Genomic DNA, 24,333 nt, shown 5'->3' on the forward strand with positions numbered 1-24,333 from the left:
GGTCGCGCCGGGATTCAGCCGAGCATGGCTTGGACGACGTAGAGCGCGCCGATGCCCAGGGCGAGGATGCCGAGCAGGAGGCGGAGGCCGGTTTCGGGGAGCCGGGGCTGCAAGCGGGTGCCGAGATAGCCACCGAACAAGCCGCCGAGGCCGCAGGCGAGGCCGACAAACCAGTCGGGAGCGATGTCGCCGGTCGAGGTCATCGCGAGCAGCGCGAACGACATGGCGCCGACGAGTGATGTGACGAAGGTGGAGGCGAGTGCGGCCGGGGCGGCGGTGGCGACGGGCACTCCGCGGCTGACGAGGATCGGGCTGAGGAGCGAGCCGCCACCGATCCCGTAGATCCCGCCCACGATGCCGACCACCAGGGCCAGCGCGACGGTCGCGCGCGGCGACGGCGGCGTATCGGCGTGGTGCTCGGCCGGACGCAGCGCGCGAACGCAAAGCGACAGGCCGAGGGGAACCAGGAAGGCCGCGACCAGGAGCCGGAACACGCCGGGGCCGGGCACCGCGAACACGCGGATGACGGCTCCGATCACGACGCCGGGAACGGTACCGGCCAGCAGCAGCCGGGTCAGCGGGCCGCGGAGGTGGACGTTGCGGCGGTGCCGGACGAGCGCGCCCGGGCCGGCGACGACGTTGAAAAGCAGGTTCGTCGGGGTGACCGCCGGGCTCGGGACGCCCAGGACGCTGACCTGCACGGGCAGGAGGAAGACGGCGCCGGACACGCCGACGGGAGCGGTCACCGTCGAGATGATCAAGCCCGCGACGAACGCGAGCACCTCCGTCGACCAGCTCACTGCTGTCCTTCCCGTCCTTGCGTGTGTCCTGATTGTGAAGTGTGGACTGTTCGGCGCTGTCGTCCGGACCTCACGGTCGGTAGCCTTGCTCACTCTGCGACGCGGCAGGAGGGCGCACGATGCGACGTGGCTTCGGGCTCAGGTTCCTGGCAATCGGTGCGGCGGCGGCTGTGGTGGCGGCGTGTGGGTCGTCGCCGCCGGCTCCGGCGGCTCCGGCGGGTGGTTCCGCCGTGCCGGTCACCGGCACGTTGATCGTGAACGGGGCGGGCACGTTGGCCAAGCCGTTCACGGCCATGATCGCGGCGTTCAAGGCGGAGAACCCCGGTGTGACGGTGCAGTCGCGCTTCGCCGGGAGCGTCGAGGTGGTGCGGGGCATCACCGAGCTGCACAACCCGGTCGACGTGCTGGGTGTGGCGGACTACTCGCTGATCCCGTCGAAGATGTACGGCACGCAGTTCGCGAACTGGTACGTCGGGTTCGCCTCGAACCGCATCACCTTCGCCTACACCGACCAGAGCAAAGGTGCCGCCGGCCTGACGGCGGACAACTGGTTCCAGGTGCTGGCTCAGTCGGGAGTCCGGATCGGACGGTCCAATCCGGACACCGATCCGTCGGGGTATCAGACGTTGCAGATGCTCGCGCTGGCGCAGAACCATTACCACCAGCCGAATCTGTCAGCCGCGGTGCTGGCGAACTCCCCGCCCGAGACGATGGTCGGCACCGAAACGCAGCTGCTACCGGCGGTTTCCACCGGGCAGATCGACTACCTCGGGATCTACCGGTCCGACGCGTTGCAGCACCACTTGCGGTTCCTGGACTTGCCCAGCCAGATCGACCTGTCCGACCCGGCGCAAGCCGCGGCGTACGCGACGGTCAGCGTGCCGACGTCCTCAGGGCCACGGACGGGCAAGCCGATCGTGTACGCGCTGACCGTGCCGACCAACGCGCCCAACGCGACGGCGGGCCTGAGGTTCGTCGAGTTCGTCCTCTCGCCGGCGGGTCAGAAGATCATGTCCGACAACGGGTTCACCGTGGTCAACCCGGCGGTCGCCGGGGTCGCCGACGGCGCGCAAGTGCCCGCGTCGGTGCGGCCGCAGACGGTCCCGGCCACGCTGCCCGGGGGCTGAATGAACGAGACGGTCGGCCGCGCGGCGCCGCGGCGGGTGCACGGGTTGTTCTCGGCAGGGCTGTGGGTCGCGAGCGGGCTGCTGCTGGGGTTCATCCTGCTGCCCGTACTCGGCCTCGTCACTGCCACCTCGCCCGGAAGTCTCCGGGACGCCGCGGCCGACGACGAGATCCTCGACGCGCTGGTGCTGAGCGTTCAGGACGCCGCGATCACCGCCGTGGTCGCGACGGTGCTGGGTGTCCCGCTCGCCTACCTGCTGGCCCGGCGGCGGTTCCCTGGACACGCGCTGGTGCAGGCGATCGTGGACCTGCCGCTGGCGGTTCCGCACACGGTCGCCGGGATCGCCCTGCTGTTCGTGTTCGGCCGCACGGGCTGGCTCGGCGCCCCGTCGCAGGCCATCGGATTGTCGTTCTACGGCACGCAAGCCGGGATCATCGTGGCGATGCTGTTCGTCAGCGCGCCGTTCGCCGTCAACAGCGCGCGGGTCGCGTTCGAAGCCCTTGACCCGAACGTGGAACGTGCCGCCCGAAGCCTGGGCGCCTCGCCGGGCCAGACGTTCCGGCGGGTCAGCCTCCCGCTGGCTTGGCGCGGAGTCCTGACCGGCGCGGTGCTCGTGTACGCCCGCTCGATCAGCGAGTTCGGCGCCGTCGTCATCCTCGCCTACTACCCGGCCACCGCCCCGGTGGCGATCTACAACCTGTTCCTGTCCTCGGGGCTCGCCGAGTCCGCGTCGGCGGCGGTGCTGCTCCTGCTCGTCGCCCTGGCCACGTTCCTCGTGCTGCGCACGCTCGCCTCCGGGTGGCTCGTCGGCAGCACCCGGCCCCGGCGGTGACGCGTGCTCACCGTCACCGACCTGCTCACCCGAGCGGGCTCTTTCCGGCTCGGGCCGCTGGACCTCACCGTGCCCGCCGGCCGCGTCCTGGTCGTGCTCGGCCCCTCGGGCGCGGGCAAGAGCATGCTGCTCGACACCATCGCCGGCTTCCGCACGCCGCGGCGCGGGCGGGTGCGCCTCGACGGCGAGGACATCACCGGCCTGCCCGCCGACCTTCGCCGCATCGGCGTGGTGTTCCAGGACGCCGCCCTGTTTCCCCATCTGTCCGTTCGCGACAACGTCGGCTTCGCCCCCGCGTTGCGCGGCCACCGGCGCACCCCGGAAGTGGGGGAACTGCTCGCGCGGTTCGGCATCGCCCACCTCGCCCGCCGCGCGCCTCGCTCACTCAGCGGCGGGGAACGGCAACGGGTCGCGCTGGCCCGCGCCCTCGCCGCCCGACCGGCCGCCCTCCTGCTGGACGAACCGCTCTCGGCACTCGACCAGCCCGTCCGGGAGGAGCTGCGCGAGGTACTGCGCGCGACGCTGCGCGACCTGGCCGTGCCCGCCATCCACGTCACGCACGACCGCGACGAAGCACTCCGCCTCGCCGACGACCTGGCCATCCTCGACGCCGGCACCCTCCGCCAGACCGGCCCCACAGCCGACCTGACCCGCCACCCCACCGACGCGGTCACCGCGCGCCTGCTCGGCTGGACCGCCCTCGGCCCCGCACGCCACGACACCAACGGCCTGCACGTCGGCGACCTGCCGATCAACCCCACGGCCCCCGGCAACGGCGCGACGCGGGGAACGGTGTACTACCGGCCGGAAGAAGTCGTCCTCGGCAGCCCAGGCCCGCGCCCGTCCCCGGCGCTGCGAGCACGGGCCCGCGTCCTCGATGTGGTCCGGACCATTCCGCTCGCCCGGGTCCTGCTAGCCACCACCCCGCCGCTCACCGCGCTCGTGCTGCACCGCGACCTCGACGAGCTCAACGGCGAAGTGGAAGTCACCGTGCCCCGCCACGCGCTGCGCATCATCGAACCAACACCTTCGCCCCCGAGGAGGGCTTGATCTTGATTACGCCCCTGGTCGCGCTTCTGACCTGCGCCGGGTCGATTTTCGGTCCACATCGGCGACTGCCGAGTGTCGTCAAGCATTGTTGGCGCTCACCAGCCACGACGGCGGGTACGGTCGATGCGTGATCGCTGGTGAGCAGCCGGACTTGGACGAGATCGAGGCGCATTTCGTCGCGCTTCTTGACGGGCGAATGAGCCGTGACGCTGCCGACCGGTGGGCTGGTCGGTGGCTGACTGATGACGGTCTCTCGTGGGATGAGCTGAGCCTGTGGGCCTTGCAACTTCTCTTCGGAATCGATCTGCGTCATGGGCCTGGCGGGGATTACCTGCATGACGACAGCCAGGTGCGGGACTGGCTTGTCGAGATAAGGAGTCGACGTGCCCGGTGACTTGCGGCTTTCGCGGGCAGCAGTCCGGCACTGTGAGGCAGGACTGTGTCGGTACGGGCCTAGAGATTCGAACCCCTGACGTTCTGGTCTGGTTCCTACCTCTGCCGCTGTGCGCCAACCGTTGTCGACTTCTGGCATTGATTTCTGGCAGTTGACTGGCAATCCAGCGACTCACCGGTCACCTACTCAGTGAGGGCCTAGGAAATCGAGTGAAGATCAACGACGTCCCTGGAAGGCTGGGGCATGGCGTCTCCCGACGATCAAGAACTGACCGCCGCCGCTCAGGACGCCGACTCCCCAGACTGGTCCGTCCGCGCATCGGCCGGTCGGCGGCTCGCGGCATCGGACAAGATCGACGGAATCACGGACGTCCTCCACCGTCTCCTCTTGGATCTCCGAGACTCCGCGGTCACCCAGGAGACCGCGGAGGCCCTGCTCGCACGCAAGGACACGGCTGGCCTGCGCTGCGTGCTGCTGGGGAGCAGCCGAGCCGTCGAGTTCTCGACCAGAGATGAGCTCGTGGCCGCTCTGGACTGCAACCCGGAGTGGATGACGACCGCAGGCGCGGATCGGCTGATCCAGCAACTGCACGAGCTCGCTGCCGATGACGACGACGGGGTCCGCGACGAGGCCCTCAGGATCCTCTCGCGTCTGCGGCCGCGCAACCAATGGGCACGCGACTCGGACAACGACCAGCTCTGATCCGACACGACAGCACAGCCAAGTCCTCATCGGCTGGTCCATCACTGCCGGGGCTAGTTGTACTGATCATGCCAGCACACACCCAGTTCCGAGATTAACTACAAGCAGGGCCTCTTCGTCCATGCCGCCGACTGGCGCCAGCCCGATCGAGCCTGTCAACGGCGCACCGGCTTGCCTGCCGCCGGCATACCTCGGGACTGCGCCCTTGACAGGCTTGATAGCCCGCGGGAGGTCGGGATGGACGACAGGCACACACGGACGCAACTGGCGTGCTCGGCTCGACCATCCTGGAGACCTGCCCGTCCGGCGAGGACATCTCTTGATCAATAGACCTGTTGACGGCCCCGCCGGCGGATGGTCGCTTGCCCGCGGGTTAAACACGGTGTTCAGCGGCCCCGGAGGGGCCGCCTTGACGACGCGAAGCTCAGCTCACGCCAGATCGCCGACCAGCTCGGGCACGCCCGGCCATCGATCACCCAGGACGTCTACATGGGCCGCACGGTCGTCTCTCGTGACAACGCGATCGCGATGGAAAGCATGTGGATCGACGGGGCTCAGCCAATTCCCGGGATAAACCGGGGGTTGATCTTGACGAAGAGCCAGGGGAAACGCCCTGACCTGCGCCGGCAGTGCCCCCGACGGGGTTCGAACCCGCACTGGGTCGATTTTAAGTCGACTGCCTCTGCCAGTTGGGCTACGGGGGCACCGACACCTTAGCGGGGCCGCCGCGGGACGTCAGATGTGCGGCGTGTGATCCGCCACAGCGGACGCCGGCGCGAGCTCCGAGGCGCCGACCGGGCCGAGCGCGTCCATCAGCAGGTCCAGGTACCGCCGCCAGCCCTCCGAGGCGCCCGCGGGGAATGACGGCAACGTGCCCAGCAGCATCAGCACCAGACGCGGGACGTCGTCGGGCACGAGGTCCGGGCGGAACACCCCCGAGGCCTGCCCGGCGGTCACCAGTGCGGCCACCGGCGAGAAGAAGCGCCAGGCCAGGTCCATCGTCAGCGCGCCCACGTTGTTGGCCGCGGCGAACAGGGGTTGCTCGGCGGCCGCCAGACCGACGGCGGCCTCCAGTGCGACGTAAACGCCCTCCCGCGGATCGTCGAGGGAGGCGGCTCGGGACAGCACGGGCGCGATCGCCTCGTCGAACCGCGCCTCCAGCACCGCGCGCACCAGGTCCTGCTTGTGGGGGAATCGCCGGTACAGCGTCGCGACGCCGACGCCGGCCGCCGCGGCGATCTCCTCCATCGGCACGGTGACGCCGCCGGCGGTGAAGACCGAGTAGGCGGCGTCGACGATGCGGCGGGCGTTGCGGGCGGCGTCAGCACGCAGCGGCTGCGGGGGCATGCCCTACACTACCAACTGATAGATCACTATCACTTGGACAGGAACCTCCCATGGCAGAAGGCATTTCCCGTCGACGGCTGTTCAAAGCCACCGCGGCCACCGCGGCCACCGCCGCGATCCCGGCCAGACCGCGAACCGACGTGGACCTCCGCACCTTCCCCTCGCCCGACCTCGCGCCCTACGTCGACGAGCTCCCGATCCCGCAGACGATCCGCGGCGACCAGCGCCTCGCCATGGCTGAGTCCACCCACCGTTTCCACCGCGACCTCGCCCCCGCGCCCACCTGGTCCTACGGCGGCGCCGAGTACCTCGGCCCCACCATCGAGGCCCGCGCGAACCAGCGCCTCGAGCTGACCTTCGACAACAACCTGGGCAAGCACCTCTTCGCCGCAGACGTCGACCCGACGCTCGACGGCGCGTCCGAAGAAAGCCGCACCAGGCCCCACACTTCGGTCCACCTGCACGGCGCCGTCACGCCGCCCGAGATGGACGGCCACCCCATGGACGTCTTCCACCCCGGCGAAAGCCGCACCTACCGCCACGAAAACCGCCAGCCCGCCGCCGGTCTCTGGTACCACGACCACGGCATGGGCCTCACGCGCCTGAACGTCCACGCGGGACTCGCCGGCATGTACCTCCTGCGCGACGAAGGCGACACCGGCGACCGCACCAACGCGTGGCGGCTGCCCAGCGGCGAGTTCGAGCTCCCGCTGATCCTGGCCGACCGCCGCTTCCACGCCGACGGCTCGCTCAACTACCGCACCCTCACCCTCGTGCCGCAGGGCCACTGGGACGGCGGCCAGATCGGCGATCGCATGACCGTCAACGGCAAGGTCTCGCCGTACGCGGCGGTCGCCCGCGGCCAGTACCGGTTCCGGGTGCTCAACGCGTCGAACTTCCGCGCGTACCACCTGTTCTTCCGCGACCGGCGCCCGTTCCACGTGATCGGCAACGACGCCGGCCTGCTCGACGCCCCCGTCGTCACCACCGACATCCGCCTCACGCCCGGCGAGCGCGCCGACCTCGTGGTCGACTTCTCGGACCTCGAAAAGGGCGAGCACGTCGACCTGATCAACGACCAGACCGAAGCCGCGCTCATCGCCCTCGTCACCGGCGCGCAGCCACTGCCCGAAGTCGTGCGGTTCACCAGCACGGGCGCGAAAGGTCACCAGCAAGCACTGCCGACTCGCTTGCGTGTCACGAAAAAGCCGTCGGCGCCCGATCGCCGCCGCGTCGTCACGCTCACCCAGGACCTCAAGCTCACGCGCTGGCCGCCGATCGGCATGTCGCTCAACAACCTGTGCTTCGAGGACGACCCGATCGCGATGCCGCGCCAGGGCACCACGGAGCTGTGGGAGGTCGTGAACCTCACCATCGAGGACCACCCCGTGCACCTGCACCTGGTGAACCTGCACCTGCTCAACCGCCAGATGTTCGACCCGGTCGCCTACTCACTGGCGAACCCGCGCCCGCCCCTGCACACGGAATGGGCGCCGCCGCCGGACGACTTCCTCATCGGCCCGCCGCAGCCGCCCGCGCCGTGGGAAGCGGGGCCGAAGGACACCGTGAACTGTCCGCAGAACACCGTCACGCGCTTCCTCGTGCACTTCCCGACGGCCGACGAGCTCGGCTTCGACCCGGACGCGACGTTCACCCCGGCCGCCACAGCGATGCCCGGCATGAACATGGACCTGCAGGGCTACGTCTGGCACTGCCACATCCTCGACCACGAGGACGACTGCATGATGGCCCGCTACCGCCTGGTCGCACCGTAAGACGACCGAAGCCGGACCTCCCGTCGAGGAGGTCCGGCTTCGGCGTGGGAACACTCAGCCCTTCGAAACCCGGGCGAACTCTTCCTTCGGGTTGTTGATCTGCCCGAGCGAGATCACCTCACGGCGGAACAGGCCGCCGAGCATCCAGTCGAACAGGATGCGCGTCTTGCGGTTCCACGTCGGCATCGCCTTGAGGTGGTACGCGCGGTGGAAGAGCCAGGCCGGGAAGCCCTTGATCTTCAGGTTCAGCGCGTCGGCGACACCCTTGTGCAGGCCGAGGCTGGCGACCGCACCGAGGTTCTTGTGGAAGTAGTCCTTCGGCTGGCCGCCGCGCAGGACCTTGATGATGTTCTTGGCCAGCAGCGTGGCCTGGCGCACGGCGTGCTGCGCGTTGGGCGGGCACGTCGCCGTCGGGTCCTGCTCGGTGCGCGAGAGGTCGGGGATGGCGGCGTTGTCGCCCGCCGTCCACACCTCGGGGTGGCCGACGACCTGCATCGCGGCGGTGGCCTCGACGCGGCCGCGCTTGTCGAGCGGCAGGTCGGAGTCGGCGAGCACCGGGTTGGCCTTCACACCGGCCGTCCAGATGAGCGTGTCGGTGTCGAACTCGGTTCCGTCCGACAGCACGACGTGACCGTTTTCGAACGACTTCGCCGCCGTCGACAGGTAGACCTCGATGCCGCGCTTCTCCAGCTGCTGCACCGTGTACACGCCGAGCGTCTCGCGCACCTCGGGCAGGATCCGCCCGGCGGCCTCGACGAGCACCCAGCGGATGTCGGCGGGCTTGATGTTCGGGTAGTAGTTCTCCACCGCGAACCGGGTCATGTCCTCGAGCTCGGCCAGCGCCTCGATGCCGGCGAAGCCGCCGCCGACGACCGTGAAGGTCAGCAGGCGCTTGCGCAGCTCGGGGTCGAGGGTGCTGGCCGCCTCGTCGAGCTTGGTCATGATGTGGTTGCGCAGGTAGATGGCCTCGCCGATGGTCTTGAAGGCGATGCCCTGCTCCGCCAGGCCCGGGATCGGGAGGATGCGGGCGACGGCGCCGAGCGCGACCACGAGCACGTCGTAGTTCAGCGTCTCGATGTGGCCGTCGGCGGCCTCGACCGTGACGGCCTTGCGCTCGTTCTCGATCTTCGTCACGCGCGCGGTGAGCACGTGGCAGCGCTTGAGCACGCGGCGCAGCGGCACCACCACGTGACGGGGTTCGATCGCGCCGGCCGCCGCCTCGGGCAGGAACGGCGCGTAGGTCATGTGCGGCTGAGGGTCAACGACGGTCACGGAGGCCTCGTTGGCGCGCAGCATCTTCTGGAGCCCGTACGCGGTGTACAGGCCGACGTATCCACCACCGAGGATCAGGATCCGAGTCGGTTCCGACTTAACAGCCATGACTCCATAGTCGCACTTGCCGAGCCGTATCGCTCGGGTACCCCGCCCCGCTGTGACCAGCATCGCCATGCAGGCGGTAACGATTCAGAAGAGGCCTGCGGCCCTGGCCGCGGAGGCGAACACGTCACACACCATCGCGTGAGTCACACGGCCCGTCTGGACATTACGGGGTGACACGTGGTAACAGCCGTGCAGCTGTAGGTCACCAAGCCCGACGACGGTCCCGTGGCCGAACGCCGGCCTCGGCGACGGCACCGGCCACCCCACGTCGGCGAGCCAGTGGCGGCAGGTGTCGCGCTCGGCCGGCGTCGGCTTGTTCTCGGGTGGCGCGCAGCGGACGGGCGAGACGAGACGGGTGCCGCGGAGGATGAGTCCGCACGGCCAGCGCGGCGTTCGCCGGCCCGAAGCCGCGCACGGGCTTGGCCCAGTACTCGTCGTCGAGGTAGGCGGCGCGCTTCATGGCCGCCACGTTCTCGCGCCACGCCACCAGCCGCGGGCACGCGCGGCACTCGATGACCGCGGCGTCGAGTTCCGCGAGGGTGTCCATCAGCGGCCGGCCAGGGCCGCGCGGCAGAGGTGGTCGGCGGCGCGCGTCGTCTCGGGCAGGCGGTAGCGCGGGGTCAACGCGAGCGTGAGCCGGACGGCGTGGTCGAGGTTGATCAGGTGGCCCGCGGAGACGTACACCGGCTTCACGCCGGGCCGCGTGCGCACGACGGCGCCGACCTGCTCGTCGCCGTCCAGCAGCGGCGCGGTGTCGCCGGGTTGCGGGCCGGGCTCCGCGTGCGTGCCGACGAGCCGGGTCTTGCCGACGCCGAACGCCGGGGTTCCCGTGAGCACCCCGAGGTGGCACGCGAGCCCGAAGCGCCGCGGGTGGGCGAGGCCGTGGCCGTCGCAGGCGAACACCTCGGGCGGGTGGGTGAGCGCGGCGATGGCGTCGAGCAGCGGCGGCAGCTCGCGGAAGGCGAACAGGCCCGGCTCGTACGGGAAGGTGACCTCGCCGGTCACCACGCGTTCCTCGACCACGCGCAGGTCGTCGAGGGCGAGCGTGACCGCGGCGGCGGCGATGCGCGTGCCGGCGGGGTCGTAGGCGACGTCGAGGCCGGTCACCGTCGCCGGCGCCGGGCGGGCGTCGGTGAGGTCCACGCGGCCGCGGAGCGCGTCCTGGGCCTCGCGGGCTTCGGGAATCGTGGCGGGCCAGCGCATTCCGTCAGCTTTCCACAGCGAGGTTGGCTAAGTTGGGTCCATGTCGGACACCACCGAAGAGACCCCTGAAAAGCCGGCCACCGCGGAGAAGCCGCCGGAGCCCGTCGACGACCTCGTGACCACGCACCACACGCTCACGGTCAAACGCCGCAAACTGGCCTACACCGCGCAGGCCGGTCGCGTGGTGCTGCGCCAGGAGGTGCAGAAGGACGGGAAGTCGGAGGGCCACAAGCCCAAGGCCGAGGTCTTCCTCACCGCGTACACGCTCGACGACGCCGACCCGGGCACGCGCCCGGTCACGTTCGCGTTCAACGGCGGCCCCGGCTCGTCCAGCATCTGGCTGCACATGGGCCTGCTGGGCCCGCGGCGGGTGCTCTCGGGTGACGTCGACGACCTGGTGCCGCCGCCGTACGGCCTCGAGGACAACACCGAGACGCTCCTCCAGCACAGCGACCTGGTGTTCATCGACCCGGTCTCCACGGGCTACTCGCGCGTGACCGAGGGCGGCGAGTCGAAGGACTACACCGGGTTCCAGGGCGACATCGAGTCGGTCGCCGAGATCATCCGCCTGTGGGTCTCGCGCAACGAGCGCTGGCTGTCGCCGAAGTTCCTGGCCGGCGAGTCGTACGGCACGCTGCGCGCGGCCGCGCTGGCCGGACACCTGCAGGACCGCTACGGCCTGTACCTCAACGGGCTGCTGCTCATCTCGTCCGTGCTCGACATGGGCACGCTGCGCTTCCAAGACGGCAACGACCTGCCGTACTCGCTCTACGTGCCCACCTACGCGGCCATCGCGCACTACCACGGCTTCCACGGCGAGCGGCCCCTCGACGACGTGCTCGCCGACGCCGAGGACTTCGCGTCGAAGGAACTGCCGTGGGCCCTGGCTCGTGGTGCACGGCTGTCCACTCAGGACCGGGCGGAGGCCGTGGCTACGCTCGCTTCACTGACGGGGCTTTCGGAGTCCTATGTGGACCGGGTCAACCTGCGCATCGAGCACGTCCGCTTCTTCACGGAGCTGCTGCGCGACCGCGGCCTGCTCGTCGGCCGCATGGACGGCCGCTTCACCACGTGGGAGGTCGACGGCGGCCGCGAGCACATGAGCGACGACGCGTCCATCTCGCGCATCATCGGCGCCTACTCGGCGGGCTTCAACCACTACATCCGCGCCGAGCTCGGGTACCAGAACGACCTGCCGTACGAGATCCTGTCCGGCGATGTCTTCAAGGCGTGGTCGTACAAGGACTTTGAGGGCCGGTTCGTGTCCGTTGTGGACTCCGTGAGCGCCGCCATGCGCGCGAACCCGCACCTGAAGGTCCACGTCGCGTTCGGTCACTACGACGGCGCCACGGCGTACTTCGCGTCCGAGCACGTGCTCGCCCACCTGCAGATCCCGGACGAACTGCGCGAGAACATCGAGACGGCGTACTACCCGGCCGGGCACATGATGTACGTGCACGAACCGACGCGGATCCAGCAGTCGAAGGATCTGGGGAAGTTCGTGAAGTCGGCTTCGAACCGGTGATTGTTTCGGGCGTTTCGGTCTAGAGGACGAGGTCGGCCAGCCGGTCGACCTCGTCCGGATCCGCCACGGTCGGCGTGAACGTGAGCTCGTTCAGCCCCGCCGCTTCGAAGTCCCGCACGATGGCCCTGATCTTCTCCGGCGTCCGCACCGCTCCGTCGGCGATCGTGTCGGCGTGATCTCCGGCGTACGCGTAGTAGGAGCGCAGGTACTCGTCGCCGCTCTCGGGCTGCGACGTCGAGAAATACGCCAACCCCAGCAACCGCGGTTCACCTCCGCGGCCGGCTTCCGCCCACGCTTGCCGGATCTCCTTCACCGTCGGCTCCGCTCGCGCCGGCCCACCACCGGCGCCCGTCCAGCCGGCCGCGTGCTCGACCGTCCGCCGCACCGCGCGTTTACTGTGCCCACCGATCAGGATCGGTATCCCCGGCGGCTCCGGCACCACGGCCCTGCTCTCGCCCGGGAAATCCCCTTCGGCCACCGCTTCACCGCGCCACGCCCGCTTCAGGTAGCTCAACTGGCGATCGAACGCCGCGCCCCGCCCGGCGAAATCCCGGTCCACCGGCAGGTAATCCGACTCCCGCGCCCCCACGCCGAGCCCGAGCGTCAGCCGCCCTTCCGCCAACGACGCCACGGTCCCGGCCACCTTCGCGAGCACCGCGTCCGGATACGTCGGCCCCAGCACCGCGTTGGTGACCAGCCCGATGGTGCTCGTCGCCCCCGCCATACCCGCCAGCGCCGTCAGCGAGTCCAGCGACGGATACGCCACCCGCCCGATCGTCGACACGAACCCAAACCCACGCCGCTCCGCCCGGCGCGCCCACTCGAGCACCACCGGCCCACTCGTGCCGGGCACCGTGTTGGGAATTCCGATACCGATCCGCATGCCGCCAGTGTGCAACCCCCGGCCGCCCGCCGCAGCGCTCGGCTCAGGGCACGAAAGCCGCGCCGACGCTCTGGTTGTTGGCCTCGATCAGGAACGAGTTGTGCGCCGCGTTGGCGGTAACCCTGGTGTACACCACGAAATCGCGCGAACACGCCGCGACGATCGGGGCGTTCGTCACCCAGGTGTTGATCTTGAAGTGGTGGACGGTGTTCGTCACGGTCACGCCGTCGAGGGGACCGTTGGTGGTGGTGTTGCAGACGTTGCCGTTCGCGTCGAGCTGGTTCACCACGAGCTGCGTGCCGACCAGCGAGTTCGCGCCGTCCATGCGCGCGCCGGCCGAACGTTGGCAGAGCCCGTTGTCCGCGTTGTAGCAGACGGTGATGTTCACGTCCCCGATCGCCTGCACCGCCGTCGCCCCGGCGGGCGCGGTGAATGAGACGGAGTTCGCGGTCGCTGAGGAGTTCACCAGCACCTTGCCGTTGAACGTCTGCTTCACCGCGGCAATGGGCCCGTCGACGTCCTGCAGGTACGACGACGCCAGCACCGAGATGTGGCCACTGACGTTCGCCGCGTGGTTCACGAACTGCGCATACACCGCGCACGTCAGCGCACTGTCCACCGGCGCCGTCACGAACCCGCGGGTGAGCAACGTCGTCGCGGTGTTCGCGAGCACGTTCTGCCCGCTCACCAGCTGCGCCGCGTTCACCGTCTGCCCCGGCCGCCGGCAGTACACGAGGTGCGACACCTCCGTGACCTGCGCGGCGCCGGTGACGTTCAGCTTGCTGCTGACGTACCGCGTCTCCCCGGCCGGTACCGTGACCGCCGCCCCGAGCGCCCGCGTGTGCTTCCCCGCGGCCGGCGTACCGGACGGATCACTCGCGTAGCCCCCGGGCGCCGAGATCGGCACGGTGGTCGCGGCGCTCGCCGCCCCGGCCCCGGCCATCAGCCCCGCCACGACCATCCCGACCACGGCCACCTTGGCCCACCCACCACAACGCACAGCCCCCACCCCCCAGGCGCGGCACTCGACGCGCCGGCTCCATCGTTGGGTGCGCCGGTTTGTGGTGTCAATGCCCCTACTGCCGATTCACCGGTGGGGACGCTCGAGTCACTCCGGCTGCAGTTCAGAGGCGGTACGGGTAGAGGTGCACCTCCGCGGCCGCAACCCGAACCCTCTGCCAGCCCCGAGGCACCCGCCCGGAAAACTCCACCAGCACCACGTCGCCGCCGACCCGCAGGGTGACGACGTCATCGACAGCCAGCACCTCTCCGGTCAGCGATGCCTGGGCATCCTCGCGAAGACCGCCCTCGAGCGCGAACCCGAGCCCGGGAACGACTTCCCACTCCGATACCTCAGCCGGCAAGTCAAGCTCGACGTGCACTTCCCCGAGCACCCCCGGCCTTGGTCCTTTCCAGAAACCCGAAGCACTACCGGCCGCCGACCTGAACCGCACCAAGCCTCGCGCCGCGTCCACGACTCGGACGATCTCGACTTTCACCGGCCCATTCTCACCGCAATATCCCGGCAAACAGAACGGCCCCGCGCCAAGGCAGAAAACCTCGACACGGGGCCGTCAACCCACCGAGACCGACTACTTCACGTACTTCGCCCCGCGCGTCACAGCCGCGTAAGCGTCCACGGCGCCATGACCGTAAAACCCGTTGAACGCAGCATTCCCGTTGCAAGTAGCCGTGAACGACTCGTCCCGGCCCTCGTCCAGGTAGTCCACCGTCCGTGGCACCGGGCAGGCGATCGGCGAAGCCGTTCCCTCCAACACGCGCTGGACGGCGTCCGGGTCCATTCCGAAACCGGAACCCGACTTCTTCCCGTACTCCGAAACGATCAGCGCCGCCACGCCCGTGGCGTGCGGCGTGGCCATCGAAGTCCCCTGCAGCCACTGGTAGTACCCGACCCGGCCGTCACGGGCGACGGCCTTCTGCACGCCCGCGGCAACCCCGGCCGGAGTCACGTTCCCGGCCGCGTCGACGTTCCCCTCGGCCACGGCCACGTTGCGCGGATAGGCTGACAGGATCTCGTTCTCCACCTTCTGGAACCAAGGCGTCCCGAAGCCGTCCCGGTAGTACCCGCCCGGCGCGGAAACCGAGATCTGCTCGGTCCCGTAATTGGAGTAGTCCGCCTTCGCCTGCGACGGACCGAAAGCGGCGACACCGATCGTGTGCGGGCCTTCCGTGGGCATCGACAGGCAGGAGGCGTTGTCGATCTGCCGCGGGTGCGCCGCCGTGCTCGGGTAGTCCGGGCTCGTGGCGTCCGGCAGGGGCGCGCCGAGGTCCGTGTGCTCGTTGCCCAGCGCGACGACCATCGAAACGCCCTTGCGGTGCGCGTAGTTCAGCGCGCGCGTGGTGGCCTCGATGACGGTGCGCTGCTCGGCCTGTTCCTCGGCGGAGTCGGCCGGGTTGGCGCGGCAGTTGTAGAGCCACGGGTCGGTGTAGAAGCTCATGTTGACCACGTCGATGCCCGCGTCGCCGGCGTAGGTCAGCGCGTCGACGGTCGGCTGCAGGAAGAAGAAGCCCGAGTCCTGGCCGGCGCGGATGTTCACCAGCGAGACGCCCGGGGCGACGCCCGAGACGCCGAAGCCGTTCACCGCCGCGCCGATCGTGCCGGCGACGTGGGTGCCGTGGCCGTTGTCGTCGTGGTCCACGGGGTCGACGCAGCCGCGGTACTCGCACGGGCCGTCCACCACGGCGCCGTTGACGTCCGCGACGATGTCGGGCGTGAAGTTCCGCGAGTCGGCGCGGTCGAAGTTCGGCGCGATGTCCGGGTGACTCGCGTCGACGCCGGTGTCGATGATGCCGACCTTCACGCGCTTGTCGCCGGGCTGCTTGGTGCGCGCGAGGTCCGACCGGGTGGACTTCAGGCCCCAGAGCTGGTCGTCCAGCGGGTCTGTACCGGAAGCGCCGCGCTTGGCACCCGAAGAACCCGAAGAACCCGAAGCCCGGCCCTCCTTCTCGACCGCGTCGTGCTCCGCCTTCTTGCCGTCGCGCGGCGCCGACCCGATCGCCTTCGACCGGGCCGCGCCGAACACCGCGCTGCTGGACGACACCCGCGCCACGAAGCCCGAAGCCGACGCCGACGCCGTGATCAGGCCGACGGCGTCGTTGCGGGCCACCACCGTCCCGCCGGCGGCCTCGACCGCGGCCACGGCGGCGCCGACGTCCGAACGCGCAAGCACCGTGAACTCCGTGACCGGGCCGGACACCCCCGCCGACGCGACCGGCACGAAAGCAGTCGCACCGAGCAGGGGTAACGCCAACACGGCGAGAAGCAGTCTGGGTCTCTTCACGGGTCCTCCTCCAACGCGAAAACCGACAATGCAACGTACATACCGGACACACGTTGCAGCAATCGCCAAGCGGAGGAACCCGACTAAAGTCAGGGCACCACGGACCGGGCTTCCGCGAAGTGGCACGCCGAGAGGTGACCGTCGGTGCGCGGCGACAGCTCGGGGTCCTCGGTGGCGCAGATGTCCTGCGCCTTCCAGCACCGCGTGCGGAACCGGCAGCCGGACGGCGGGTCGAGCGGGCTCGGCGGGTCACCTTCGAGCCGGATGATCTGCCGCTGCCCGCGCACCTCCGGGTCGGCCACGGGCACGGCCGAGAGCAGCGCCTGGGTGTACGGGTGCGAGGGCCGCTCGTAGATCTCGTCCTCGGTGCCGATCTCCACGATCTTGCCCAGGTACATCACGGCCACCCGCGTCGCGAGGTGGCGCACCACGGACAGGTCGTGCGCGATGAACACGTACGACAGCCCGAACTCCGTCTGCAGGTCGCCGAGCAGGTTCATCACCTGTGCCTGGATGGAGACGTCCAAAGCGGACACCGGCTCGTCGCAGATGATCACCTTCGGCCGCAGCGCGAGAGCCCGCGCGATGCCGATGCGCTGGCGCTGCCCGCCCGAGAACTGGTGCGGGTAGCGGTTGAGGTGCTCGGGGTTGAGCCCCACCACCTCCAGCAGCTCACGCACCTTCTGCGCGCGCGAACCCTTCGGCGCCACCTCGGTGTGGATCTCGAACGGCTCGCCGACGATGTCGCCGACGGTCATCCGCGGGTTCAGCGACGTGTACGGGTCCTGCAGCACGATCTGGATCTCGCGCCGCAGCCGGCGCAGCTCGCCGCCGCGCAGCTTGAAGATGTCGCGGCCCTCGAACGTCGCCCCGCCCGCGGTCGGCTCCTCCAGGCGCATCAGCACCTGCGCCAGCGTCGACTTGCCGCAGCCCGACTCGCCCACCACGCCGAGCGTCTCGCCCGGCGCCAGGTCGAACGAGACACCGTCGACGGCCTTGACGTGCCCGATGGTGCGCTTGAACAGCACGCCCTGGCGCACCGGGAAGTGCTTCACCAGCTCCTGCACCCTGAGAATCGGCTCAGCCACGGCTTCCCACCACCTCTTCGGCGAAGTGACACGCACTGACCCGGCCGAAACCGAGGCTGTGCAACGACGGCCGTTCCTCCGAACAGCGTTGCTCCGCCCGCTTGCACCGCGGGTGGAACGGACAACCCGAAGGGATGTCGAGCAGGCTCGGCGGCAGGCCCTTGATGGTCTCCAGCGTCTGCCCCTTGAGGTCCAGCCGCGGCAGCGAGTCCATCAGCGCTCCCGTGTACGGGTGGCCCGGCGACTTGAACAGCTCGTGCACGTCGGCCTGCTCCACGATCCGGCCCGCGTACATCACGGCGATCCGGTCGGCGACCTCCGCGACCACACCCAAGTCGTGGGTGATGAGGACGAGCCCCATCTGCCGTTCACGCTGGATCTCGCCGAGCAGGTCCATGATCTGGGCCTGCACGGTCACGTCGAGTGCCGTGGTCGGCTCGTCCGCGATCAGCAGCACGGGGTCGAGCGCCAGCGACATCGCGATCATCGCGCGCTGGCGCATGCCGCCCGAGAACTGGTGCGGGTAGTCCTTCACCCGCCGCGCGGCGGCCGGGATGCGCACCAGGTCCAGCAGCTCGATCGCGCGCTTGCGGGCGTCCTGTTTGGACATCCCCTGGCGCACGCGCAGCTGCTCCTCGATCTGGAACCCGACGGTGAACACGGGGTTCAGGGCCGAGAGCGCGTCCTGGAAGATCATCGCGATCTCGGTGCCGCGCAGCTCGCGCCGCCGCTCGGGCGTGGCCGTGAGCAGGTCCTCGCCGCGGTAGCGGATCGAACCTCCGGTGATCACCCCCGGCGGCATGTCGAGGATGCCCATGATGGTCTGCGCGGTCACGCTCTTGCCGGAGCCGGATTCACCCAGCACGGCAAGGGTTTCGCCGGCGTGCACGGAGTAGCTCACGCCGTTGAGCACGTTGGCGACGCCGTCGGCCGTGCGGAACTCCACCTGGAGGTCTTCGACCTCGAGCAGCAGCTCGTTCGTTGGTTCGGACATCGGCGGGTTACCTCGACTTCGGGTCGAGCGCGTCGCGGATCCCGTCACCGAGCATCACGAACGCGAGCACGGTGATGGTGACGAACGCACCGGGGAACAAGAGCATGTGCGGGTCGGCCCGGAAGTAGTCGCGCGAGTCGCTGATCATCACGCCCCACGAGATCACCGGCGGCCGCACGCCGATGCCGAGGTACGCGAGCGTCGCCTCGGCACCGATGGCCGCGCCGAGCGCGATGGTGGCGTAGACCAGCACCGGCGCGAGCGTGTTGGGCAGCAGGTGCCGGAACACGATCCGCGGCGTGCTGGCGCCCAGTGCGCGGGCGGCCTTCACGTAGTCGAGCTGCTTCGCGACCAGCGTCGCCGAACGCATGATGCGCATGGCGACCGGCCAGGTCAGCACCGCGATGGAACAGACCACCTGCACGATGATCGTCACCGCGCCGGGGTTGGAGCCGGGCGCGTTGAACGTCGTGAGGATGACGATCGCGCCGAGCACGAACGGCAGGCCGGCGAAGATGTCGCCCAATCGCGAGAGCAGGCTGTCGATCAGGCGGCCGTAGTAGCCGGCGAGGATGCCGACCAGCGAGCCGAACACCACCGTCAGGATCGTTGCGAACACGCCGACCAGCAGCGAAGCGCGGGCGCCGTAGATGGTGCGGGCGTAGACGTCATAACCCTGGTTGTCGTACCCGAACCAGGCCTCGGCCGACGGGCCCTGGTTGGCCTTCGTCAGGTCGCTGAACCCGGCTTCGCGGTGGGAGAACAGGCCGGGCGCGATCGCGATCAGCACCACCAGCACGATGATCACCGCGGAGATCACGAACGCCGGCTTGCGGCGCAGCTGGCGCCAGGCGTCGCCCCACAGGCTGCGGGGTTTGTTCGTCTCGGTCGCGGAGTCGTCGACGCGCGACAGCTCTGCCGCGTCGACAGCCGTGCCTCCGACGAGGTTGGGGTCAGTCATAGCGGATCCTCGGGTCGAGAACGGCGTAGAGCAGGTCCACGATCAGGCTCATCAGCAGGTACACGAGCACGAGCAGCACCACGACGCCCACGACGGTGGCGCTCTCGCGGTTCTGGATGCCGCGGAAGATGAGCCCGCCCAGGCCGTTGATGTTGAACACGCCCTCGGTCACGATCGCGCCGCCCATCAGCGCACCCAGGTCGGTGCCGAGGAACGTCAGCACCGGGATCACCGAGTTGCGCAGCAGGTGCACGCCGACGACGCGGCTGTTGGGCTGGCCCTTCGCGATGGCCGTGCGGATGTAGTCGGCGTGGCGGTTCTCCGCGATCGACGTTCTCGTCAGCCGCGCGACGTACGCCATCGACAGGCTGCCCAGCGCGATGCCGGGCACGATCAGCTCGCCGAACGACGGGTCGTCCGACACGCTCGTGTCGATGATGCCGAGCTCGGTGCCCAGCACCAGCTGCAGCACGATCGCGGTGACGAACACCGGCAGCGAGATCAGGAACGTGGTGGAGACGAGCACCAGGTTGTCGAGGAAACCCTTGCCGCGCAGGCCGGTCAGGATTCCGGCGGTCAGGCCGATCACGGCCTCGATGAGCACCGCGACGAGCGCCAGGCGCAGCGTGATCGGGTAGGAAGTGGCGATCAGCTCGCCGACGGAGGTGCCGTTGAAGGTCTCGCCCCAGTCGCCCGTGAACAGGCTGCCGAGGTACTTGAGGTACTGGAGGATCAGGTTGTCGTTCAGGTGGAACTTCTCGGTCATCAAGTCGACGTAGGCCTGGGGGCAGGCCGTCTGACCGCACTTGCCGGAGAAAGGATCACCCGGGACGGCCCACACCAGCACGTAGATCAGGAAGGTCGTTCCGAAGAACACCGGGATCAGCTGGAGCAGGCGTCGCAGGACGTAGCGAATCATGCGTCAGTTCCTAGGAGTGCGCGCCGGGCGCGCCGCGGACCGTCCTCGTGGGACGGTCCGCGGCTGCCTGGGTGGTGGGACGTCTTTTCAGCGCGTCACTTGGTGACCTCGACCGACGAGTAGTCGGCGCGGCGGCGGAAGTCGAGCGTCACGGTCTTGGTGTGCTTGGACTTCGCGGCCACACCCTTCTCGTCCCAGACCGGGATCGACGGCAGGTCCTTGGCGATGGCGTCCTCGGCCTGTTGGTAGATCTTGATCGCGGCGTCCTTGTCCGGCGTGGAGTCGGCCTGCTCCAGGAGCTGGTCGACGGCCGGGTTGGAGTAGACCGAGTCGTTGGACGAGGCGCCCGTGCGGTAGATCGGGTTCAGGAAGTCCTCGATCGACGGGTAGTCGGCCGACCAGTCCGAACGGCCCATGCCGGTCAGCTTGTGGCCCGTCACGATGCTGCGCCACTGGCCGAAGTCCGTCGCCGGCACGAAGTCGCACTCGACGCCGAGCACGTTCTTGATGCTGTTGCACGCGGCCACCAGCGGCTCCTTGCGGCCACCGTCGGCGTTGGAGGCGATGGTGAGCTTGCCCTTGAAGCCGGACTTCGCGAACGCCGCCTTCGCCGCGGTCGGGTCGAACTTGCAGAACTCGCACACCGCCGGGCGGTAGCCCTCGATGCCCTGCGAGACGTAGCCGTCGGCCGGCACGTAGGTGTCGTTCATGACGGTCTTGGTGATCTGCGCGCGGTCGATCGCCATCGAGATGGCCTTGCGCAGGTCGAGGTTGTCGTAGCCGGGCACGTAGTACGGCACGGCGATGGTGCTGATGCCGAGCAGGTGACCGACGACCAGGTTGTCCTTGAGGTCGGTCTTGTACTTGCTGCCGGCCAGGGCACTGGGTGGGAGCGTCTCGATGAAGTCGAGCTTGTTGCTCAACAGGTCCTGGTACGCGGTTTCCTGGCTCGCGTAGATCTTGATGTCCAGGTCCTTGAACTTGACCTTGTCCTGGCCCTTGTAGTCGTCGTTGCGCGTCAGCTTGATGTCGACGTTCGGCGTGCGGCTGACGAACTTCATCGGACCGTTGCCGATCGGGTGCTGAGCGAAGGCCTTGGGGTCCTTGAAGAACACGTCGGGCAGCGGCGCGAAGGCCGTGTAGCCGATCTTGGTGGCGAAGACCGAGAACGGCGCCTTCAGCGTCACCTGGAACTCGTAGTCGCCCTTCACGACCAGGCCGGACATCTTGTCCGTGGTCGGCTTGGCGTTGTCGTCAGCCGGGTGGACGTCGTCGTAGCCCTGGATGTTCTCGAAGAACGTGCTGTTGATCTGGCCGTTGGGCGAGTAGGCGCCGTAGTTCCAGGCGTCGACGAAGTTCTTCGCCTTGACCTCGGTGCCGTCGTGGAACTTCCAGCCCTGCTTGATCTTGATGTCGAAGACCTTGGAGTCGGTCGTGGTGATCGACTCGGCCATCTGGTTGTAGGGCTGTGCGTTGTCACCCTTGAACGCGACCAGCTCGGCGAACATCGCGTCGACGGCCTTCGAGCCACCCAGCTCATTGGTGTTCGTGGGGATCAGGGTGTTCTGCGGCTCGGTGCCGTAGACGGTGAAGGTCCCGTTGGGATCCACCTCACCGGACGACCCGCTACTGCTGGAGCCACCACCGCACGCGGCCAGGACCAATGACAAGGTTGTCACCACCGCGGCGGCTCCCCAGAGCCTGCGTGAACGCCGCATGTTTCCCCTCCATCTCATGTTCGGCGAAAAGTGAGATGGAGGTTATCGGGCTATTGGCGGTTTGTAACCAGATCGCTCGGTTGCAAATGAGTGACAACCTTGTCGCTCACCCGGCCAGAGTACGACCAACGTCGTGTTGATCACCGAGTGTGCCCGCGCTGCTCCGCTCAGGCGAGAGACAGCGCGATTCCGTCGAGGATGTCGTGTTCGCTGACAACCAGCTGGTCCGGACCACCGCGTTTCGCGAGCTGCTCGGCCAGTACCTGCACAATCACCGCACCCCCGCCGATCACGTCCACCCGGCCCGGATGGATCACGGGGTTGGCCGCGCGAGTGGCCCGGTCGGCCGCCAGCAGGCTCGTCGCGAGGCTGTCGATCTGGGCGTGGGAGAGCTTCGACAGGTGGGTGCGCTCGGAGTCGTACTCGGGCAGCTCCTGGGCGACCGCTGACAACGTGGTCACCGTGCCGGCGACCCCGATCCACGTCTTGGCCTTGGCTACGTCGACGACGTCGAAGGCCTCTTGGAGGATGGTCTCGGCGGTGGTTTTCGCCCGGGTGATCTCTTCCGGGGTGGGCGGGTCGCCCTTCAGGTCACGCTCGGTAATGCGGACGCAGCCGATGTCGACGGACTTGGCCGCGAGCACCTCGGCGCGCCGGCCGTCCCAGGTGCCGAGGACCAGTTCGGTCGAGCCGCCGCCGACGTCGACGACCACGAAGGGCCCGTCGTCCGGGTCCTGCTCCCCGACGGCACCGGTGAAGGACAGACGCGCTTCCTCGTCGCCGCTGATCACTTCGGCCTCGACGCCGAGCGTCTCGCGCGTCATGGCGAAGAACTCGTCGCGGTTGCTGGCGTCCCGGGTGGCGGAGGTGGCGACCATCCGAACCTTTTCGACGCCCTTGCGCCGCGCGGCGATCGTGTAGTCGGCGAGGGCTTTCCGCGTCCGCTCCAGCGCTTCCGGCGCGAGGCGGCCGGTGGCGTCGACGCCTTGGCCGAGGCGCACGATGCGCATCTCGCGGTGCAGGTCGCGCAAGTCGACCGTGCCGTCGTGGCGCGGCGTCAGCTCGGCGACGAGCAGGCGGATGGAGTTGGTCCCACAGTCGATCGCGGCTACACGAGGCATGGCGTCGACTTTACTGGGTCGAGGTCAGGACTCCGGGGCGTTGCTCGTCGGGGTCGGTGAGTCGCTGCTGCCGTCCGGCGGAGCGGAGCTTTCCTGGCCACACGGCGGAAGGCTCGGGGTGGTCGTCGGGCTCGTGCTCGGGCTTTCGGGTGTGGTCGCCGGCGTGCTGTCGGCTGTGGTGCTGCTGACGCAGGTCGGCGAGGTGCTGGTGGTCGTCTCTGTCGACGTGGCGGTGCTGCTGCTCGGGCTCCCACTCGGCGGCAACGACACCGGCGGCGGCCCACTCGGCGGCGCACCCGACACCGGAGGCGGCGGCACGGCGGGCGGCGGCGGGTTCACACCCGCATTGGGCGCCCCGACGGGAATCTGGCTGTCCGGCAACGGCGCGACGCCGTTGCGGTAGGCCTCGGCCCAGAGGATGACGGTGTTCACGTAGACGTCGGAGTTGTTGTAGCGGTAGATCGCCGTGCGCAGCTGGTCCGGGTTCGCGACGTCCAGCCCACCGGAGCAGAGGTAGCGCGCCGTGGCCAGCGAGGCGTCGAACAGGTTCTCCGGGTCGGCCGCGCCGTCGCCGTTCCCGTCGGACGCGTACTCGCGCCACGTCGCGGGGATGAACTGCGCCGGGCCGACGGCGCGATCCCAGACGGTGTCGTGGTCCAGCACACCCCCGTCGGTGTCGGGAATCGCCGCGAACGGCCCGGTCCCGTTGAGCTCCGGCCCGAGGATCGGTTCGAGCGCCGTACCCGCCGCGTCGACGTAGCCACCCCGCGCGTGGTTGGACTCGATCCGCCCGATGCTGGCCACCAGCGCCCAGTCGATGTGACAGTTCGGCTGCTCGTGGGCGAGGATGTCGGCCGCGTTGTGATACGCGGCCAACGCCGTGGTCGGAATCCCAAGGGGCCCGTTGGGCAACTCGTACGCCGGCAACGGCAGCGGAACGGGCGAATCGGGCAAGCTCCCGTCGACCGCGACCTTTTCCACCTGGGGGTTCTGGGGGTCGTAACCCTGTTCGAGCGCCACGTTTTTGGTGTGGGTCGTCGGCAACCCGGCCGTCCACGCACCGACGGCCACCGTCAACGCAATCGCCGGCACGACCGCCAACACCCCCACGGCGACGGACACGACGTTCCGATGCTCAGCGGTGACCTTCCGGCCGCGATACCGAGCTTTCCTCGTCGCGACGCGGAGACTTCTCGGCCCCCGCGGCGCTTGG

22 protein-coding genes, 1 tRNA gene and 1 pseudogene are annotated in these 24,333 nt (G+C 69.2%); 7 read left to right on the forward strand and 17 right to left on the reverse strand.

What is annotated here, in order from left to right:
- Nucleotides 1-14: 14 nt before the first annotated feature.
- Entirely contained in the window at nucleotides 15-800 is a 786-nt protein-coding gene (locus ACQPXB_RS43180) for a TSUP family transporter (protein ID WP_432847692.1), read from the reverse strand.
- A 119-nt stretch (nucleotides 801-919) separates the two neighbouring features.
- Between ACQPXB_RS43180 and ACQPXB_RS43185 the strand changes: the two genes are divergently transcribed.
- The 5 genes from ACQPXB_RS43185 to ACQPXB_RS43205 all read left to right on the forward strand — a co-directional run bounded on the left by ACQPXB_RS43185 (nucleotide 920) and on the right by ACQPXB_RS43205 (nucleotide 4,904).
- A complete protein-coding gene (locus tag ACQPXB_RS43185) occupies nucleotides 920-1,927 on the forward strand; it encodes an extracellular solute-binding protein (RefSeq protein WP_432847694.1) in 1,008 nt (335 codons plus the stop codon).
- The gene (locus ACQPXB_RS43190; protein ID WP_366585683.1) at nucleotides 1,928-2,758 is read left to right on the forward strand and encodes an ABC transporter permease; all 831 of its coding nucleotides are present in this window, start codon (nucleotides 1,928-1,930) and stop codon (nucleotides 2,756-2,758) included.
- Between the two features lie 3 nt (nucleotides 2,759-2,761).
- Complete coding sequence (locus ACQPXB_RS43195; RefSeq protein WP_432847696.1) at nucleotides 2,762-3,808, forward strand: ABC transporter ATP-binding protein; 1,047 nt, start codon at nucleotides 2,762-2,764, stop codon at nucleotides 3,806-3,808.
- Between the two features lie 127 nt (nucleotides 3,809-3,935).
- Nucleotides 3,936-4,202, forward strand: a complete 267-nt coding sequence (locus tag ACQPXB_RS43200; protein ID WP_432847698.1) for a hypothetical protein — start codon at nucleotides 3,936-3,938, stop codon at nucleotides 4,200-4,202.
- A 243-nt stretch (nucleotides 4,203-4,445) separates the two neighbouring features.
- Nucleotides 4,446-4,904 carry a hypothetical protein gene (locus ACQPXB_RS43205; RefSeq protein ID WP_432847700.1) on the forward strand — a complete coding sequence of 153 codons (459 nt, stop codon included), beginning with the start codon at nucleotides 4,446-4,448 and terminating at the stop codon, nucleotides 4,902-4,904.
- A 630-nt stretch (nucleotides 4,905-5,534) separates the two neighbouring features.
- Here the strand turns inward: ACQPXB_RS43205 and ACQPXB_RS43210 are convergent.
- Nucleotides 5,535-5,608 (reverse strand) — tRNA-Leu (locus ACQPXB_RS43210).
- A gap of 31 nt (nucleotides 5,609-5,639) precedes the next feature.
- Complete coding sequence (locus ACQPXB_RS43215) at nucleotides 5,640-6,251, reverse strand: TetR/AcrR family transcriptional regulator (RefSeq protein ID WP_432847701.1); 612 nt, start codon at nucleotides 6,249-6,251, stop codon at nucleotides 5,640-5,642.
- 50 nt (nucleotides 6,252-6,301) lie between these two features.
- On the opposite strand from ACQPXB_RS43215, the gene ACQPXB_RS43220 reads away from it, so the two are divergent.
- Nucleotides 6,302-8,026 (forward strand): multicopper oxidase family protein, encoded by a 1,725-nt coding sequence (locus tag ACQPXB_RS43220; protein ID WP_432847702.1) that lies wholly within the window; start codon nucleotides 6,302-6,304, stop codon nucleotides 8,024-8,026.
- Between the two features lie 54 nt (nucleotides 8,027-8,080).
- Here ACQPXB_RS43220 and ACQPXB_RS43225 read toward each other — a convergent pair whose 3' ends face one another.
- From ACQPXB_RS43225 to ACQPXB_RS43235, 3 genes and pseudogenes are all read right to left on the reverse strand, one after another.
- On the reverse strand, nucleotides 8,081-9,406 hold the full coding sequence (locus ACQPXB_RS43225) for an NAD(P)/FAD-dependent oxidoreductase (protein WP_366585671.1): 1,326 nt from the start codon (nucleotides 9,404-9,406) through the stop codon (nucleotides 8,081-8,083).
- Nucleotides 9,407-9,490: 84 nt separating this feature from the next.
- Nucleotides 9,491-9,953 (reverse strand): annotated as a pseudogene (locus tag ACQPXB_RS43230) (hypothetical protein).
- On the reverse strand, nucleotides 9,953-10,609 hold the full coding sequence (locus ACQPXB_RS43235; RefSeq protein WP_432847704.1) for an endonuclease V: 657 nt from the start codon (nucleotides 10,607-10,609) through the stop codon (nucleotides 9,953-9,955). Before ACQPXB_RS43235 ends, ACQPXB_RS43230 begins: the two are co-directional and overlap by 1 nt.
- A 40-nt stretch (nucleotides 10,610-10,649) precedes the next feature.
- Between ACQPXB_RS43235 and ACQPXB_RS43240 the strand changes: the two genes are divergently transcribed.
- Nucleotides 10,650-12,134 carry a S10 family peptidase gene (locus ACQPXB_RS43240; protein ID WP_366585667.1) on the forward strand — a complete coding sequence of 495 codons (1,485 nt, stop codon included), beginning with the start codon at nucleotides 10,650-10,652 and terminating at the stop codon, nucleotides 12,132-12,134.
- 19 nt (nucleotides 12,135-12,153) lie between these two features.
- On the opposite strand, the gene ACQPXB_RS43245 is transcribed toward ACQPXB_RS43240, so the two are convergent.
- The 11 genes from ACQPXB_RS43245 to ACQPXB_RS43295 all read right to left on the reverse strand — a co-directional run bounded on the left by ACQPXB_RS43245 (nucleotide 12,154) and on the right by ACQPXB_RS43295 (nucleotide 24,242).
- Nucleotides 12,154-13,017 (reverse strand): LLM class flavin-dependent oxidoreductase, encoded by an 864-nt coding sequence (locus ACQPXB_RS43245; protein ID WP_432847707.1) that lies wholly within the window; start codon nucleotides 13,015-13,017, stop codon nucleotides 12,154-12,156.
- A 43-nt stretch (nucleotides 13,018-13,060) separates the two neighbouring features.
- On the reverse strand, nucleotides 13,061-13,993 hold the full coding sequence (locus tag ACQPXB_RS43250) for a hypothetical protein (protein ID WP_432847709.1): 933 nt from the start codon (nucleotides 13,991-13,993) through the stop codon (nucleotides 13,061-13,063).
- Between the two features lie 148 nt (nucleotides 13,994-14,141).
- Entirely contained in the window at nucleotides 14,142-14,516 is a 375-nt protein-coding gene (locus tag ACQPXB_RS43255) for a hypothetical protein (RefSeq protein ID WP_432847711.1), read from the reverse strand.
- 93 nt (nucleotides 14,517-14,609) lie between these two features.
- Entirely contained in the window at nucleotides 14,610-16,319 is a 1,710-nt protein-coding gene (locus ACQPXB_RS43260; RefSeq protein ID WP_432847712.1) for a S8 family serine peptidase, read from the reverse strand.
- Between the two features lie 89 nt (nucleotides 16,320-16,408).
- Nucleotides 16,409-17,407 (reverse strand): ABC transporter ATP-binding protein, encoded by a 999-nt coding sequence (locus tag ACQPXB_RS43265; protein WP_366585655.1) that lies wholly within the window; start codon nucleotides 17,405-17,407, stop codon nucleotides 16,409-16,411.
- Nucleotides 17,400-18,401, reverse strand: a complete 1,002-nt coding sequence (locus ACQPXB_RS43270) for an ABC transporter ATP-binding protein (protein ID WP_386953889.1) — start codon at nucleotides 18,399-18,401, stop codon at nucleotides 17,400-17,402. The genes ACQPXB_RS43265 and ACQPXB_RS43270 overlap by 8 nt, the downstream gene beginning before the upstream one ends.
- Before the next feature lie 7 nt (nucleotides 18,402-18,408).
- Complete coding sequence (locus ACQPXB_RS43275; RefSeq protein ID WP_432847714.1) at nucleotides 18,409-19,362, reverse strand: ABC transporter permease; 954 nt, start codon at nucleotides 19,360-19,362, stop codon at nucleotides 18,409-18,411.
- Nucleotides 19,355-20,281 carry an ABC transporter permease gene (locus tag ACQPXB_RS43280; RefSeq protein WP_432847716.1) on the reverse strand — a complete coding sequence of 309 codons (927 nt, stop codon included), beginning with the start codon at nucleotides 20,279-20,281 and terminating at the stop codon, nucleotides 19,355-19,357. Before ACQPXB_RS43280 ends, ACQPXB_RS43275 begins: the two co-directional genes overlap by 8 nt.
- 95 nt (nucleotides 20,282-20,376) lie before the next feature.
- The gene (locus ACQPXB_RS43285) at nucleotides 20,377-21,999 is read right to left on the reverse strand and encodes a peptide ABC transporter substrate-binding protein (protein WP_432847717.1); all 1,623 of its coding nucleotides are present in this window, start codon (nucleotides 21,997-21,999) and stop codon (nucleotides 20,377-20,379) included.
- Nucleotides 22,000-22,166: 167 nt separating this feature from the next.
- A complete protein-coding gene (locus ACQPXB_RS43290) occupies nucleotides 22,167-23,120 on the reverse strand; it encodes an exopolyphosphatase (protein ID WP_432847719.1) in 954 nt (317 codons plus the stop codon).
- A 24-nt stretch (nucleotides 23,121-23,144) separates the two neighbouring features.
- On the reverse strand, nucleotides 23,145-24,242 hold the full coding sequence (locus ACQPXB_RS43295) for a lytic transglycosylase domain-containing protein (protein WP_432847721.1): 1,098 nt from the start codon (nucleotides 24,240-24,242) through the stop codon (nucleotides 23,145-23,147).
- Between the last annotated feature and the right edge of the window lie 91 nt (nucleotides 24,243-24,333).

This window comes from Amycolatopsis sp. CA-161197, assembly GCF_050942255.1.
In the GTDB taxonomy this organism is placed as follows: domain Bacteria; phylum Actinomycetota; class Actinomycetes; order Mycobacteriales; family Pseudonocardiaceae; genus Amycolatopsis.